The following is a 13,745-nucleotide window of genomic DNA, read 5'->3' as shown; positions in this document are numbered from 1 at the left end:
CATCGAAAATGTCAAATCCAAGTCTAAGCCATCTGGCAAGCTATGCAAGAATTGCAACGCATCTCGGCGAATTTTCCCTTCACGAGCCGGTCAACAGGGGAAATCTAAAGCAATAAAATTGCGTGGATTGACCGGCTTGCGCTAAGAGAGTTGCCCATCGTCGCCCGGCGCCCCCTGCGCCTCCTCCTGTTCCGCCAGAGCCCACAATCCCCGTGTCCAAGAATCTTGATGAGATCGATCTCAAAATCCTGAGCGAAATTCAGGCCGACGGCAGGATCACCAATGTCGAGCTCGCCAAGCGGGTCGGCATCTCGCCGCCGCCTTGCTTGCGCCGCGTGCGGACCCTGGAGGAGGAAGGCTACATCACCGGCTACCGGGGCCTGCTCGACCCGCGCAAGCTCGGCTTCGACGTGACCGTGTTCGCCTCGGTCCACCTGTCGAGCCAGGCGGACGCCGACCTGAAGGCGTTCGAAGAGTTCGTGCGGTCCGAGCCGCTGGTGCGGGAATGCTGGATGCTGTCCGGCGAGGTGGACTTCATCCTGAAATGCGTGGCGCCGGACATGGCGACGTTTCAGGAGTTCGTGACCCACCTGACGGCGGCACCTCACGTGCGCAACGTGCGAACGTCCCTGGTGCTGCACAACTCGAAATACGAGGCGGCGGTGCCGCTCGAGGTCAAGGGACGCAGCTAGGCCCACCGCCATTCCGGGGTCGCCTCGTTCGAGGCGCCCCGGAATGACTGTGAGTGAAAGCCTACGCCTTCTTACGCAGCATCGCGTCGAGGCTGATCGGACCCCCGCCGGCCGTCGCCAGATAAAGGCATGAGAAGCAGAATGCGATTGCCGCGGTGCCGTTGTTCAGGAGCGGCAGCCACACCGGCTCACCTGTCTTGAACATGTGACCGAGGAAATAGGCGAAGGCCATCTGACCCGACAGAATGAACGCGACGGGCCGCGTGAGCAGACCCACCATCAGCAATCCGCCCAGCACGAGCTCGATCAGGCCGGCCGTATAGATGAGCGGCGGAATGTTTGCGAAATACGGAAGCACTGGAAACTTGAAGATCTTCGCCACGCCGTATTGAAACAACAACAGACCCGTGACGAAGCGAAACAGGCTGAGTACAGCCGGTTGCCATTTCGAGAACATCTGCTCCATGTCGATCATCCCCCAATCAAAGCCATCATGATGCGACGGACCGGACCCATCCTCCCGGCACGGCTCGTCGGTTCTGCACTAGCTCATTCCCGAAAGCCCGTCACCGGCGTGTGGCCTGGAGCCCGATGAATTGACCGTGTGCTGCCGAACGCCATTGTGCCGCAGTGCGGCCGGCCAAACGACGAAGGGCCGCGCCTTCGCGCAGCCCTGGTTTCGTCCGAACGGTTACAGGCACCGCTCCGGTGCCTCGGGTCCTCAGCGCCACTCGACCTTGGCGATCTCGTAGGACTTGGCGCCGCCGGGCGCCATGACCTCGACGGTAGTGCCCATCTTCTTGCCGATCAGCGCGCGCGCCAGCGGCGAGGTGATCGAGATCTTGCCCTTCTTGGCGTCCGCCTCGACCTCGCCGACGATCTGCCAGACCGTCTTCTTCTCGGTGTCCTCGTCGATCAGGGTCACCGTCGCGCCGAACTTGATCGTGTCGCCGGAGAGCTTGGTCACATCAATGATGTCGGCGCGCGCGAGCTTGTCCTCGAGCTCGGCGATGCGGCCCTCGTTGTGAGACTGCTCTTCCTTGGCGGCGTGATATTCCGCGTTCTCGGACAGGTCGCCATGCGAACGCGCTTCCGCGATATGTTCGATGATGCGCGGACGGTCCACCGATTGGCGCTGCTTGAGCTCGTTCTCCAACGCGGCGTAGCCCATCGAAGTCATGGGAACCTTTTCCACCATCTCTTCTCGTCCTTCAGTCGTGCGGGCGGGGGCGCGCACGATCAGCATCTTCAGAATAGGCCTTTGCGGCTCAAAGCAAAGCCTCAAGGCCCGGCAAGACCGTCCCGTCAAAGGCCGGTACAACATCGAACGGGGCGGCGAGTTCCTGAAAGCTTCTATTGCCGATTGTTGCCAACCGCTTAGCGGGCGTTCGCCCGCACGCTGCGATTAGTTTTCGGAAAAGTAACTCTGCAGGGTGCGGACCTCAAGGTCTCCCCCGAGATAGGCACGGATGCCTTGCGCGGCCGCCACGGCACCCGAAAGAGTGGTGTAATACGGCACTTTATGCAAGAGGGCAGCGCGCCGCAGCGAGCGGCTGTCGGCCAGCGCCTGCGGGCCTTCGGTGGTGTTGAAGACCAGCTGGATGTCGCCGTTGGTGATGGCGTCCACGATGTGCGGCCGGCCTTCCAGCACCTTGTTGATCTTCTCGGTCGGCACGCCCTGGTCGGTCAGGAAGCGCTGGGTCCCGGAAGTCGCTACCACCTTGAAGCCGAGTTCGTGCAGCATCCGCACCACCTCGGTGATGCGCGCCTTGTCGCTTTCACGCACCGACACGAACACCGTTCCTTTGCGCGGCACGCGTGTGCCGCCCCCGAGCTGGCTCTTGGCGAACGCCACGGCGAACGAGCGGTCGATGCCCATCACCTCGCCGGTGGAGCGCATCTCCGGGCCGAGCACGGTGTCGACGCCGGGGAAGCGGGCGAACGGGAAGACTGATTCCTTCACCCCGACATGCTTGAGCGCGCGCTTGGTCAACCCGAAATCGGCGAGCTTCTCGCCCGCCATGATCCGGGCCGCAATCTTGGCGACCGGCGTGCCGACCACCTTGGCGACGAAGGGCACCGTGCGCGAGGCGCGCGGATTGACCTCGAGCACGTAGATCGTGCTGTCCTTGATCGCATATTGCACGTTCATCAGGCCCACGACGTCGAGCCCGAGCGCCAGCTCGCGGGTCTGCCGCTCAAGCTCGGCGATGGTCGCCTCGTCGAGCGAATGCGGCGGCAGCGAGCAGGCGGAATCGCCGGAATGGATGCCAGCCTCCTCGATGTGCTCCATGATGCCGACGATGAAGGTGTCCTTGCCGTCGGAAAGGCAGTCCACATCGATCTCGGTGGCGTCCGACAGGTAGCGGTCGAACAGCAGCGGGTTCTTGCCCAGCACCGTGTTGATCTGGCCGGTTTTGTCGTTGGGATAGCGCGCCTTGACGTCGGCCGGCACCAGCTCCGGCAGGGTGCCGAGCAGGTAGTCGCTGAGCTGGTTGTCCTCGCGGATGATCTGCATCGCGCGGCCGCCGAGCACATAGGACGGGCGCACCACCAGCGGCAGGCCGAGATCGGCCGCCACCAGGCGCGCCTGCTCGACCGAATAGGCGATGCCGTTCTTCGGCTGCTTCAGGTGCAGCTTGTCGAGGATGCGCTTGAAGCGGTCGCGGTCCTCGGCCAGGTCGATGGCTTCCGGCGAGGTGCCGAGGATCGGTACCTCGGCGGCTTCGAGCGCGCGCGCGAGCTTCAGCGGCGTCTGGCCGCCGAACTGCACGATGACGCCATGCACGGTGCCGTTCTTGCGCTCGGTGGCGATGATCTCGAGCACGTCCTCGGCTGTCAGCGGCTCGAAATACAGCCGGTCGGCGGTGTCGTAGTCGGTCGAGACCGTCTCCGGATTGCAGTTGACCATGATGGTCTCGTAGCCGGCATCGGCCAGCGCGAAACAGGCATGGCAGCAGCAATAGTCGAACTCGATGCCCTGGCCGATCCGGTTCGGGCCGCCGCCGAGAATGATCACCTTCTTCTTGTCCGACGGCGCGCTCTCGTCGCCGAGAGCGCCGGCAAACGGCGTCTCATAGCTCGAATACATGTAGGCGGTCGGCGAAGCGAACTCCGCTGCGCAGGTGTCGATTCGCTTGAACGCCGGACGGACGCCGAGCGCCTGCCGCTTGGCGGCGACCTCGGCTTCGGTGGTGTTGGCGAGCACCGCGAGCCGCGCGTCGGAGAAGCCCATCGCCTTCAGCGTGCGCATGCCGCTGGCATTCGGCGGCAGGCCATGACGGCGAACCTTGTCCTCCATCTCGACGATGCCGCGCATCTGCGCCAGGAACCACGGATCGATCTTGCAGGAGTTGAAGATGTCCTCGTCCGACCAGCCGAGGCGCATCGCCTGCGCCACCTGGAGCAGGCGGTTCGGGGTCGGCGTGCCCAGGGCGGCGCGGATCGCATTCTTGTCATCGCCGCGGCCGAGCCCCTCGATGTCGATCTCGTCGAGGCCGGTGAGGCCCGTCTCCAGGCCGCGCAGCGCCTTTTGCAGGCTTTCCTGGAAGGTGCGGCCGATTGCCATGACTTCGCCGACCGACTTCATCGAGGTCGTCAAGGTGGTCGAGGCGCCCGGGAATTTCTCGAAGGCAAAGCGGGGGATCTTGGTGACGACGTAGTCGATCGTCGGCTCGAACGAGGCCGGGGTCGCGCCGCCGGTGATGTCGTTGGCGATCTCGTCCAGCGTGTAGCCGACCGCGAGCTTGGCCGCGACCTTGGCGATCGGGAAGCCGGTCGCCTTGGAGGCCAAGGCCGAGGAGCGCGACACGCGCGGATTCATCTCGATCACGACCATGCGGCCGTCGGCCGGGTTGACGCCGAACTGCACATTGGAGCCGCCGGTCTCGACGCCGATCTCGCGCAGCACCGCCAGCGAGGCGTCGCGCATGATCTGATATTCCTTGTCGGTCAGCGTCAACGCCGGCGCCACCGTGATCGAGTCGCCGGTGTGCACGCCCATCGGATCGAGGTTCTCGATCGAGCAGACGATGATGCAGTTGTCGTGTTTGTCGCGGACGACCTCCATCTCGTACTCCTTCCACCCGAGCACCGATTCCTCGATCAGCACTTCGTTGGTGGGGGAGGCATCGAGACCGCGCTCGATGATGTCGAGATACTCTTCCTTGTTGTAGGCGATGCCGCCACCGGTGCCGCCCATGGTGAAGGAGGGACGGATGATCGCGGGCAGGCCGATCTCGGACAGCGCCATCAGCGCCTGTCCCAGCGCATGCTCCTGATAGCGCTTGCGGCGCTCATTCTCGCCGAGCGTCCATTGCCGGTCGAGCTCGTCGCGCGCGGCCCCCGACAGCGTCTCCCGCTCCGCCAGATATTTGTCGCGATACTGCTTCTTCAGCGCCGACGCATTGGCGAGCCGCGACTTCGGCGTCTGCAGCCCGATCTTCTCCATCGCATTGCGGAACAGCTGGCGGTCCTCGGCCTTGTCGATCGCGTCAGCCGTCGCGCCGATCATTTCGACGTCGAACTTCTCCAATGTCCCCTGCCGGCGCAGCGACAGCGCGCAGTTCAGCGCGGTCTGGCCGCCCATGGTCGGCAGCAGTGCGAAGCCGCCGGGGATGACGTGGCGTTCCTTCTCGATGATCCTGGCGACGATCTCCGGCGTGATCGGCTCGATATAGGTCGCATCGGCCAATTCCGGATCGGTCATGATCGTGGCCGGATTGGAATTGACGAGGACGACGCGATAGCCCTCCTCCTTCAGCGCCTTCACCGCCTGCGTACCGGAATAGTCGAATTCGCAGGCCTGGCCGATCACAATCGGACCGGCGCCAATGATCAGGATGGTCGAGATGTCGGTTCGTTTCGGCATTCAAGCTCACGGGCAAGAAACGGGCAGGAATTGGGCACAAAAAAAGGGCGCGCGTGCCGCGCGTCCCCGAAGGCCAAGGCGCGACCATTGCTCGCGCGCGAGCGGTCTTTAGACCAGTTTCCTCTGAGCGAAAAGGGTTTTGGGCCGAAATCAACGGCCAATTTGGCCGAAGAGGGTCTGAGGGGCGCCGTGCCGTCGCTGGCTCGCTAAGCCGAAGCTGCGGCAGCGAAGGCTGGAGGCCCGGCCTGGACTTGAACCAGGTTCAAGAGCGTTGCACCGCTCTTCGCGTCGTAGCTTCCGCCACCGGGCCGGGGGTGATCTTACCTCTCACGGCCGCGTGAGCCAGCCCATGTTTCAGTTAACCCTAATCCGGTTGCTCGATGTTGTGGGTCACCGCGTGGGCTGGTGGCTCGGCCGGTCACACGGTTCCCATTGCTGGCTGCGCCACGAAGGTCATGCGCCAAGGATTGTGGCCAATATTCTTCGGCGCCCGGACGGCGCTGAGGCCGGCCTTCTTCAGCCGCGCCAGGATCTCGGCCTCGCTGTAGCGCTGCAGGCCGACCTTGGTCCGCAGCTGCCGGTAATCGGACAGGGCGGTGGCGACCAGCCCGACCATGGCATCCTTGAGGAAACCGTCCCGTGCGGCGAACATCAGCAGCGCGAGCACGTCGCGGCCCATGCCGACGTCCGGACGCAGGACGTCGCCGAGGACGAACTTTCCCGACGGCTTCAACAGCCGCCTGATCACGGCCAGGGCTGCATCGAATTCCGCCTCGCTCATGTACTGGGCCACGGAGTTCATGACCACGAGGTCGATCGAGCCTTCCTGCATGTTGCGCAGCTCGTCCAGCGACCGCACGCGGATCTTGGTGTTGGGGGCGAAGCGCGCGATCAGCCGGCCGCGCACGCCCGGCGCCGGCTCGGCCAGGATGAGCGTCATGCAGGCGTCGGCGACCTTGGTGGCCGACAGGGCCTCTCCGCAGGAGTAGTCGAGAACGACCGCGTCGGGCGACGGAATATAGCCGACGATGTCGCGCGCGATCCCCTGGAAGTGCAGGTCGCGATGCAGCTTGCTCGCATAGATCGTGTGCGTGGAATCGTAATAGTCGATCCAGTCGTCCATGGCGGGTTCCGGCAAACACAGTTCCTTGATCGGAACTGGAGGGGTCAGCGAGCGTTAACGGGTCCGATCACCCGTGTCCATCGCTGCTTCTAACAGGAAGGCTGACCCGTGAGTAAAGCAAAGACCGACAAGACCGCCCCCGAGCTCGATACCCCGACCGATTTGTCGCCGGACGCCGTGAACAAGATTTCGACGGCGTTGAACACGCTGCTTGCCGATGCCTTCGCGCTTTACCTTAAGACCAAGAATTTCCACTGGCACGTCAGCGGCCGGCACTTCCATGACTATCACCTGATGCTCGACGAGCAGTCGGACGCGATCTTCGCCACGACTGACCAGCTCGCCGAGCGAGTTCGCAAGCTCGGCGGCACCACGCTGAAATCCATCAGCCAGATCAGCAAGCTGCAGACCATCAAGGACAACAACGAGGAGTATGTGCCGCCGCGCGAGATGTTGCGGGAGTTGATGGAGGACAACAAGCACGTCGCGGCTGCGATGCGGAAAGCGCACGAGCTGTGCGACCACAATGACGATCCGGCCACGGCGGGATTGCTGGAGACCTTCATCGACGAGACCGAGCGCCGCACCTGGTTCTTGTTCGAAGCCAGCCGCCAGGAAGGCAGCAACGCGGCGTAGGCGGGCCAGCGTCGAGTTGAGGTCCGGGCGCGCTGCGAGGACGTGGCGCGCCGGTCCGGCCTCGATGCCGGCCTCCGGCTCATACCATGCCAGGCTATGCGGAGTGGCCGAGTGCCGACCAGCTCCGATAGATCATGTAAGCCGCCACCACGAATACCACCGTGGCAAACACCTTGTTCAGGGTGCCGCGCGTACCGGACAGGCGAGCCGCCAGCTTCGCACCGACCAGGCCACCGGCGATGCCAGCGACGAGAAAGGTCGCCGCCAGCGCCCAGTCGACCAGTCCCGACAGCGCGTAGTTTGCTGCGGTCGTCAGTCCGAACGCCGTGACGGACACGAGCGAGGAGCCGATCGCGTAGAGGATCGGCATGCCCGTCGCAAACATCAGAGCCGGAACGATCAGGAAGCCGCCGCCGATGCCGAAGAAGCCGGACAGCGTTCCCGTGCCGAAACCGAATGCCAAGAGCGGCAGCAGATTGTCGCGCGAAAGCTTGACGTCCAGCTGGCTGTTCGTGCCGCGCCTGCGCAGCATCAAGAGGCCGATCACGATCATGACCAGGGCGAACAGCAGCAGCAGCTTCTGACCGTCGACCATCTTGCCGAGCGTCGAGCCAGCGAAGGCGCCGACCACGCCCGTTGCAGCAAACACCAGCGCGCAAGGCCATTTGACGTTCCCGGAGCGGGCATGATTGGCGAGATTGGCCGCCGCGTTGATCGCCACGGCGACCGCGCTCGTGCCTATCGCGACGTGGGGATTGCCGACGCCTACCAGATACACCATGAGCGGCACGGCCAGCACCGATCCGCCCCCGCCGATCAGGCCGAGCGTGAATCCGACGAAAGAGCCGGACAGCGAGCCGAGCGCAAGCTGGGCAGCGGACAAGGTCATCCTGCGATGCTCCGGACTGGCGTGCCGCGCCGGTGCCCGGCCGTTGCCAAATGGGAAAGCCGAGCCGCGACGTCTGCCGCGTGCTCGGTGGGGCGAGGGGTGTCCTAGAGTGCGTTGAGCGGGACTTTCAGGAAGCGCCGGCCGTCCTGATCGGGCGTCGGCAGCCGTCCCGCCTTCATGTTCACCTGCAGGGAGGGGATGATCAGCTTGGGCATGTCCAAGGTGCGGTCGCGCGCCTCGCGGGCGGCGACGAACTGATCCTCGGTGATGCCGTCGCGGACGTGGATGTTGTGCGCGCGCTGCTCGGCCACCGTCGTTTCCCAGCGGATGTCGCGGCCGTTTGGACCGTAGTCGTGGCACATGAACAGCCGCGTCGCGTCAGGCAACTCCAGCACCCGGCGGATCGAGCGATACAGCGTGCGGGCATCGCCGCCAGGAAAGTCGGCGCGTGCCGAGCCGCCGTCCGGCATGAATAGCGTGTCGCCGACGAAGGCGGCGTCTCCGATCACATGAGTCATGCAGGCCGGCGTGTGCCCCGGCGTATGCATGGCGAAGGCGGTGATTGTGCCGATCCGGTAGGTGTCGCCATCATGGAACAGGCGGTCGAACTGGCTGCCGTCGCGCTGAAACTCGGTGCCTTCGTTGAAGATCTTGCCGAACGTCTCCTGCACCATCCTGATGTTGGCGCCGATGCCGATCCTGCCGCCCAGCCTTGACTGGATGTAGGGCGCTGCCGACAGATGATCGGCATGGACATGGGTCTCGATCAGCCAGTCCAGTTGCCAGCCGCGATCCTCGATCAGGGGAATGATCTCGTCGGCCGAATGCGGTGCGATGCGCCCCGATGCATAGTCGATGTCCATGACCGAATCGATCACCGCGCAGGCCCGCGAGCCTGGGTCCTTGACCACATAGCTGACGGTGTTGGTGGCGCGATCGAATAACGGTGTGACCTCGGGTTTCACTGACAGGTCGACCGGATGAGGAATGCCGGACATTCAAGCCTCCCTCATTCTGAAGCGACCGTGGCGAGCGAGGGCCGGCGGCTCGAGAGCATGCGGGCTGCGGCCATTCCGATCATCATGGCCGTGACGAACAGGACGATGGCAGGCGAGCCGTAGCCGAGCGCCACGAAGGCCGGGCCCGGGCAGATGCCGGCGAGGCCCCAGCCGATGCCGAAGATCGCAGGGCCGGTCGCGATCCGCCAATCCAGCGTCTGAAAGGATGGCAGGTGGAATTGGTCACCGAGGACGGGACGCCGGCGCCGGAAAACCAGTCGGAAGCCGGCGAAGGTGACCCCCACCGCTCCAGCCATCACGAGGATCAGGCTCGGATCCCAGCCGCCGAAGCGGATCGCCGCGAAATCGAGGAAGTTGAGCACCTTCTCTGGATTGGACATGCCCGAGAGCAGCAGCCCGAGTCCGAAGATGAGGCCGACGGTGAACTGGACGAAAATGATCATGGTGCCTCACAGCACGTGGCGAACGAGGAAGGTGGTCACGACCGCGGTGGCCATGAACACCAGCGTGGCGACGATCGAGCGCGGCGACAGGCTGGCGATGCCGCAGACGCCATGACCCGAGGTGCAGCCGTTGCCCCAGACCGCCCCGAAGCCGACCAGCAGCCCGGCTGCAGCCATATCGATCGGACCGACCTCCAGCTTCAGCGGCGGCAGGCTCCCGCTGACGATGCGGACGGCAAGGGCGGCCGCGACCAGCCCGCTGATGAAGGCGAGCCGGCCAGCGAGCGCGCCGTCCCAGGGCGGCAACAGTCGCGCGGCAATGCCGCTGACGCCGGCAATACGGCCGGTCAGGCCCATCAGCATGACGGCTGCAGCGCCGATGAGGGCGCCGCCTGCGAGCGCCGTGACCGCTGTATACTCCGTGATCATATCGTCCTTGATTCCCTCGTCGGGGGGGATGTTGCAATCGGCTATCATGTGCATTATTGCATATATACGAAAATGAAGAAGTAACAATCATGACAACACAGGCCAGGCGCAAAACCCGTGAGGCCATGGTGGCGGCGCTCGACGACAAGGCGGAGGAGGCGGCGGGCCTGCTCGCTGCCATGGCGAATTCGAAGCGCCTCATGGTGCTCTGCAACCTCATCGACGGCGAGCGCGCGGTCGGCGATCTCGCCGAGCAGGTCGGGTTGCGACAGGCGGCGCTGTCGCAACATCTCGCGAAGATGCGCGCGCTCGATCTCGTCGCCACCCGGCGCGATGGCCAGACCATCTACTATCGGCTGGCGAGCCGGGAGGTCCGCGAGATCCTGCAGACGCTGTATCGGCTGTATTGCGCCTGATCAGCGCGCCTGGTGCCACAGGCGGGTGAGCGGGCCGCCCGCGCCGAGCACAGGATCGGTCGCGGGCAACGGCACCTCCGGAATGGTTTTCGATGCGCGGGCGTGGTTCTCCGGCGTCGGCCGCGTGATCTGCATCTTCGGTCCGGGCGGATAGGCACCGACGATGCAGAAATCGCTGCTGGCAGCGATGCATTGATGTCCAGTGCCGGCCGGCAGGATGGCCACGTCACCCGGCCTGAGCTCCAGCTCCCGGCCCTGATCGCCGCCGAAGCGGACCCGCGCCGTTCCGCCGGCGACACCCAGCGCCTCATGCACGGTCGCATGATAGTGCAGATAGTCGTAGACGCCGTTGCGCCACATGTCGCCCCAGCCATTGGCGGCGAACACGCCCTCGATGTCGGCCGCCGGATCGGCGCCGTCCAGATCGATGACGGCCTTGTAGACCAGGAACGGCAGCGGATTATTGGGCACCAGGCCGTCATCCGCGAACACGATGCTGAGCGGTTCGATCGACTTGACGGGGGGCGAGGGGGCGGCAGGCATGGCGACCTCGGAACAAAGGATGGGGCCTCGCCCTATCAACCGGCCTGCGCGGCCGCCGTTCCAGGCTCACGCCTTGGGCAGCTCGAACACCAGGCAAGTCGTGGTGGCGTGCGCCAGCAGGCGCCCTTGCGAATCGGCGATGCGTGCCTCGGCGGTCGCGGCGCGGCGTCCGAACGATAGCGTCCTGCCCTCCGTTCTCACGGTGCCGGTGGTCTCGGTCATTGCCTTGATGAAGGAGACCTTGAATTCCAGCGTGGTGTACCCGCTGCCCTGCGGACACATCGTGTGGACGGCGAGCCCCATCGCGGAATCCAGCAGGATCGCGGCGTAGCCGCCATGCACCGAACCGATCGGATTATAATGCCGCAAGGCCGGCACGCTGTGCATGACGACCTGGCCGGGCTCGGCGCTGCAATCGAACGGCACGACGGTCTGCATGATCGGCGGCTGCGGCAAGGTCCCGGCGAAGATGCCCCGCACGAAATCGAGCCCGGGCATCGAGGCCAGTACCGCCAGGGGCACCACGCCGAATTCAGCGCGCGAATCCGTCTCGCTCATATCGTCGATCTCCAATGTATGATGATCATCATATGAATGCAGTGCGAAAAGATCGAGGACAAAGCAGATGCCGGCGATCACAAGATTGCGGACAGAAAAATGCCCGGGACCAGCCCGGGCATTTCGAATCGTGTCCAGCTGCCGACCTCAGGCCGCGCTACGCTTCTTCTCGCGCATCAGCTCGGCGAAGCGCTGAAAGAGGTAATGCGAGTCGCGCGGGCCGGGCGAGGCTTCCGGGTGGTACTGCACCGAGAACACCGGTTTGCCCTCGAGCTGGATGCCGCAATTCGAGCCGTCGAACAGCGAGATGTGGGTCTGCGTCGCGCCCGACGGCAACGTATCCTGGTCGACCGCGAAGCCATGGTTCATCGAGGTGATCTCGACCTTGCCGGTGGTCTCGTCCTTGACCGGATGATTGGCGCCGTGATGGCCCTGATGCATCTTCTTGGTCTTGGCGCCGACCGCAAGCCCGAGCATCTGATGGCCGAGGCAGATGCCGAAGGTCGGCGTGCCCGACGAAATCACCTGCTGGATGACCGGGACTGCATATTTGCCGGTCGCGGCGGGATCGCCGGGGCCGTTGGACAGGAACACGCCATCCGGCTTCAGCGCCATGATGTCCTCGGCCGAGGTCGTTGCCGGCACCACCGTGATCTTGCAGCCGACGCCGGCGAGCAGGCGCAGGATGTTGCGCTTGATGCCGTAGTCGATCGCGACGACGTTGAACTCCGGATGGGTCTGCTGGCCGAAGCCCTCGTTCCACACCCAGGGGGTCTCGTCCCAGGTGAAGCGCTGCGCCGAGGTGACCATCGGCACGAGGTCCATGCCCTCGAGGCCCGGCCACTCCCGCGCTTCCTTCTTCAGGGCGTCGAGGTCGAAATTGCCGTCCTTGGCATGCGCGATCACGGCATTCGGCATGCCCTTGGAGCGGATCAGCGCGGTCAGCGCCCGGGTGTCGATGCCGGACAGCCCGATGATCCCGCGGGCACGCAGCCACTGGTCGAGATGGCGGGTGGCGCGGTAGTTCGACGGATCGGTGATCGCGGTGCGCAGGATCACCCCGCGCGCGCCCGGCGTCGCCGCCATGTTCACCGTCTCGATATCCTCGTCGTTGGTGCCGACATTGCCGATATGCGGGAAGGTGAAGGTGATGAGCTGGCCGGCATAGGACGGATCCGTCAGGATCTCCTCATAGCCGGTCATCGCAGTGTTGAAGCAGACCTCGCCCACGGCGTGGCCTTCGGCGCCGAGGCCGTAGCCTTCCAGCACCGTGCCGTCGGCGAGCACGAGGAGCGCGGTCGGTTTATGGTCCGGCCAGGCGGCGTCAGTATCGATGTGTGTCATGAGGCCCCTACATAGTGCCCCGGGCGCGCGGCGTCAAAGCGGGAAGCGGCCGATTCACATGCGATTTCGGTCAATTCGGCCGGAGTTTCGAGGCATCCGACCGGAACGAATGCGGAACCGTGTTGTTTCGGGTGGGCGAACCGCCTAGACCAGCGCCAATGGATTTTGAGAGGGCGAGAGCATGCTGCGCGACGACATCAACAACGCGGTCAAGGAGGCGATGAAGGCCAAGGACGAGCGCAAGCTGTCCACCCTTCGCATGGTGAACTCGACCTTGAAGAACGCCGACATCGCCGCGCGCGGCGAAGGCAAGCCGCCCTTGACCGACGCCGACGTGCTCGCCGTGCTGCAGAAGATGATCAAGCAGCGTCAGGAGTCGGTCGAGCTGTATGAGAAGGGCGGCCGCGCCGAGCTCGCCGCGGGCGAGCGCGAGGAGATCGCGGTCATCTCGGCCTATCTGCCGAAGCAGATGAGCGACGACGAGGTGAAGTCGGCCATCTCCGCCGCCGTCGCGGAGACCGGCGCCGCCGGCATGAAGGACATGGGCAAGGTGATCGCCGCGCTGAAGGCCAAATACACCGGCCAGATGGATTTTGCCAAGGCGAGCGCGCTGGTGAAGGCGGCGCTGTCGGGCTAGGCCGCGCGACGCGACGAGCCGCCCCACATCGTCGTGCCCGGGCTTGTCCCGGGCATCCACGTCTTTAAGACTGTCATCAAGAAGAATGACGTGGATGGCCGGGCCTTCGCCGCGCCGGGGGCTTCGGCCCCGCAGGCGGGTCTTCG

General features: G+C 64.7%; 15 protein-coding genes and 1 tRNA gene. 4 read left to right on the top strand and 12 right to left on the bottom strand.

What is annotated here, in order from left to right:
* Positions 1–212: 212 nt before the first annotated feature.
* Complete coding sequence (locus ACQR1E_RS26670) at positions 213–692, top strand: Lrp/AsnC family transcriptional regulator (RefSeq protein ID WP_015664493.1); 480 nt, start codon at positions 213–215, stop codon at positions 690–692.
* A gap of 61 nt (positions 693–753) precedes the next feature.
* Here ACQR1E_RS26670 and ACQR1E_RS26665 read toward each other — a convergent pair whose 3' ends face one another.
* The 5 genes from ACQR1E_RS26665 to ACQR1E_RS26645 form a co-directional block, all read right to left on the bottom strand.
* Entirely contained in the window at positions 754–1,158 is a 405-nt protein-coding gene (locus ACQR1E_RS26665; protein ID WP_315717520.1) for a DoxX family protein, read from the bottom strand.
* A 255-nt stretch (positions 1,159–1,413) separates the two neighbouring features.
* Entirely contained in the window at positions 1,414–1,890 is a 477-nt protein-coding gene (gene greA / locus ACQR1E_RS26660) for a transcription elongation factor GreA (RefSeq protein ID WP_315717519.1), read from the bottom strand.
* A gap of 207 nt (positions 1,891–2,097) precedes the next feature.
* Positions 2,098–5,562 carry a carbamoyl-phosphate synthase large subunit gene (gene carB, locus ACQR1E_RS26655; RefSeq protein ID WP_434897782.1) on the bottom strand — a complete coding sequence of 1,155 codons (3,465 nt, stop codon included), beginning with the start codon at positions 5,560–5,562 and terminating at the stop codon, positions 2,098–2,100.
* A gap of 233 nt (positions 5,563–5,795) precedes the next feature.
* Positions 5,796–5,872: transfer RNA gene (locus ACQR1E_RS26650), tRNA-OTHER, on the bottom strand.
* A 108-nt stretch (positions 5,873–5,980) separates the two neighbouring features.
* Positions 5,981–6,685 carry a class I SAM-dependent methyltransferase gene (locus tag ACQR1E_RS26645; RefSeq protein ID WP_434897781.1) on the bottom strand — a complete coding sequence of 235 codons (705 nt, stop codon included), beginning with the start codon at positions 6,683–6,685 and terminating at the stop codon, positions 5,981–5,983.
* 108 nt (positions 6,686–6,793) lie between these two features.
* Here ACQR1E_RS26645 and ACQR1E_RS26640 point away from each other — a divergent pair, with 108 nt between their 5' ends.
* Entirely contained in the window at positions 6,794–7,321 is a 528-nt protein-coding gene (locus tag ACQR1E_RS26640; RefSeq protein WP_434897780.1) for a Dps family protein, read from the top strand.
* Between the two features lie 94 nt (positions 7,322–7,415).
* On the opposite strand, the gene ACQR1E_RS26635 is transcribed toward ACQR1E_RS26640, so the two are convergent.
* The 4 genes from ACQR1E_RS26635 to ACQR1E_RS26620 form a co-directional block, all read right to left on the bottom strand.
* A complete protein-coding gene (locus tag ACQR1E_RS26635; RefSeq protein ID WP_315717515.1) occupies positions 7,416–8,210 on the bottom strand; it encodes a sulfite exporter TauE/SafE family protein in 795 nt (264 codons plus the stop codon).
* Between the two features lie 104 nt (positions 8,211–8,314).
* Positions 8,315–9,208 (bottom strand): MBL fold metallo-hydrolase, encoded by an 894-nt coding sequence (locus ACQR1E_RS26630; protein WP_434897779.1) that lies wholly within the window; start codon positions 9,206–9,208, stop codon positions 8,315–8,317.
* 11 nt (positions 9,209–9,219) lie between these two features.
* A complete protein-coding gene (locus tag ACQR1E_RS26625) occupies positions 9,220–9,672 on the bottom strand; it encodes a DUF6691 family protein (protein ID WP_316202645.1) in 453 nt (150 codons plus the stop codon).
* 6 nt (positions 9,673–9,678) lie between these two features.
* Entirely contained in the window at positions 9,679–10,101 is a 423-nt protein-coding gene (locus tag ACQR1E_RS26620) for a YeeE/YedE family protein (protein ID WP_434897778.1), read from the bottom strand.
* 89 nt (positions 10,102–10,190) lie between these two features.
* Here ACQR1E_RS26620 and ACQR1E_RS26615 point away from each other — a divergent pair, with 89 nt between their 5' ends.
* A complete protein-coding gene (locus ACQR1E_RS26615; protein ID WP_315717511.1) occupies positions 10,191–10,517 on the top strand; it encodes an ArsR/SmtB family transcription factor in 327 nt (108 codons plus the stop codon).
* Here ACQR1E_RS26615 and ACQR1E_RS26610 read toward each other — a convergent pair whose 3' ends face one another.
* From ACQR1E_RS26610 to carA, 3 genes are all read right to left on the bottom strand, one after another.
* Positions 10,518–11,060 (bottom strand): cupin domain-containing protein, encoded by a 543-nt coding sequence (locus ACQR1E_RS26610; RefSeq protein ID WP_434897777.1) that lies wholly within the window; start codon positions 11,058–11,060, stop codon positions 10,518–10,520.
* Positions 11,061–11,126: 66 nt separating this feature from the next.
* Entirely contained in the window at positions 11,127–11,618 is a 492-nt protein-coding gene (locus ACQR1E_RS26605; protein WP_434897776.1) for a PaaI family thioesterase, read from the bottom strand.
* A 147-nt stretch (positions 11,619–11,765) separates the two neighbouring features.
* Complete coding sequence (carA, locus tag ACQR1E_RS26600) at positions 11,766–12,962, bottom strand: glutamine-hydrolyzing carbamoyl-phosphate synthase small subunit (RefSeq protein ID WP_434897775.1); 1,197 nt, start codon at positions 12,960–12,962, stop codon at positions 11,766–11,768.
* Between the two features lie 181 nt (positions 12,963–13,143).
* Between carA and ACQR1E_RS26595 the strand changes: the two genes are divergently transcribed.
* On the top strand, positions 13,144–13,599 hold the full coding sequence (locus ACQR1E_RS26595; RefSeq protein WP_434897774.1) for a GatB/YqeY domain-containing protein: 456 nt from the start codon (positions 13,144–13,146) through the stop codon (positions 13,597–13,599).
* Positions 13,600–13,745 lie beyond the last annotated feature (146 nt).

The organism is Bradyrhizobium sp. HKCCYLRH1030, from assembly GCF_051168395.1.
Classification (GTDB): Bacteria; Pseudomonadota; Alphaproteobacteria; order Rhizobiales; family Xanthobacteraceae; genus Bradyrhizobium.
Note: the sequence above shows the minus strand (reverse complement) of the source record. Positions and strands in the feature narration are given on the sequence as shown.

Coding starts and splice junctions, on each gene's coding strand:
- ACQR1E_RS26665 (WP_315717520.1), bottom strand. CDS start 1,158: ATGGAGCAGATGTTCTCGAAATGGCAACCGGCTGTACTCAGCCTGTTT.
- greA (WP_315717519.1), bottom strand. CDS start 1,890: ATGGTGGAAAAGGTTCCCATGACTTCGATGGGCTACGCCGCGTTGGAG.
- carB (WP_434897782.1), bottom strand. CDS start 5,562: ATGCCGAAACGAACCGACATCTCGACCATCCTGATCATTGGCGCCGGT.
- ACQR1E_RS26645 (WP_434897781.1), bottom strand. CDS start 6,685: ATGGACGACTGGATCGACTATTACGATTCCACGCACACGATCTATGCG.
- ACQR1E_RS26635 (WP_315717515.1), bottom strand. CDS start 8,210: ATGACCTTGTCCGCTGCCCAGCTTGCGCTCGGCTCGCTGTCCGGCTCT.
- ACQR1E_RS26630 (WP_434897779.1), bottom strand. CDS start 9,208: ATGTCCGGCATTCCTCATCCGGTCGACCTGTCAGTGAAACCCGAGGTC.
- ACQR1E_RS26625 (WP_316202645.1), bottom strand. CDS start 9,672: ATGATCATTTTCGTCCAGTTCACCGTCGGCCTCATCTTCGGACTCGGG.
- ACQR1E_RS26620 (WP_434897778.1), bottom strand. CDS start 10,101: ATGATCACGGAGTATACAGCGGTCACGGCGCTCGCAGGCGGCGCCCTC.
- ACQR1E_RS26615 (WP_315717511.1), top strand. CDS start 10,191: ATGACAACACAGGCCAGGCGCAAAACCCGTGAGGCCATGGTGGCGGCG.
- ACQR1E_RS26610 (WP_434897777.1), bottom strand. CDS start 11,060: ATGCCTGCCGCCCCCTCGCCCCCCGTCAAGTCGATCGAACCGCTCAGC.
- ACQR1E_RS26605 (WP_434897776.1), bottom strand. CDS start 11,618: ATGAGCGAGACGGATTCGCGCGCTGAATTCGGCGTGGTGCCCCTGGCG.
- carA (WP_434897775.1), bottom strand. CDS start 12,962: ATGACACACATCGATACTGACGCCGCCTGGCCGGACCATAAACCGACC.
- ACQR1E_RS26595 (WP_434897774.1), top strand. CDS start 13,144: ATGCTGCGCGACGACATCAACAACGCGGTCAAGGAGGCGATGAAGGCC.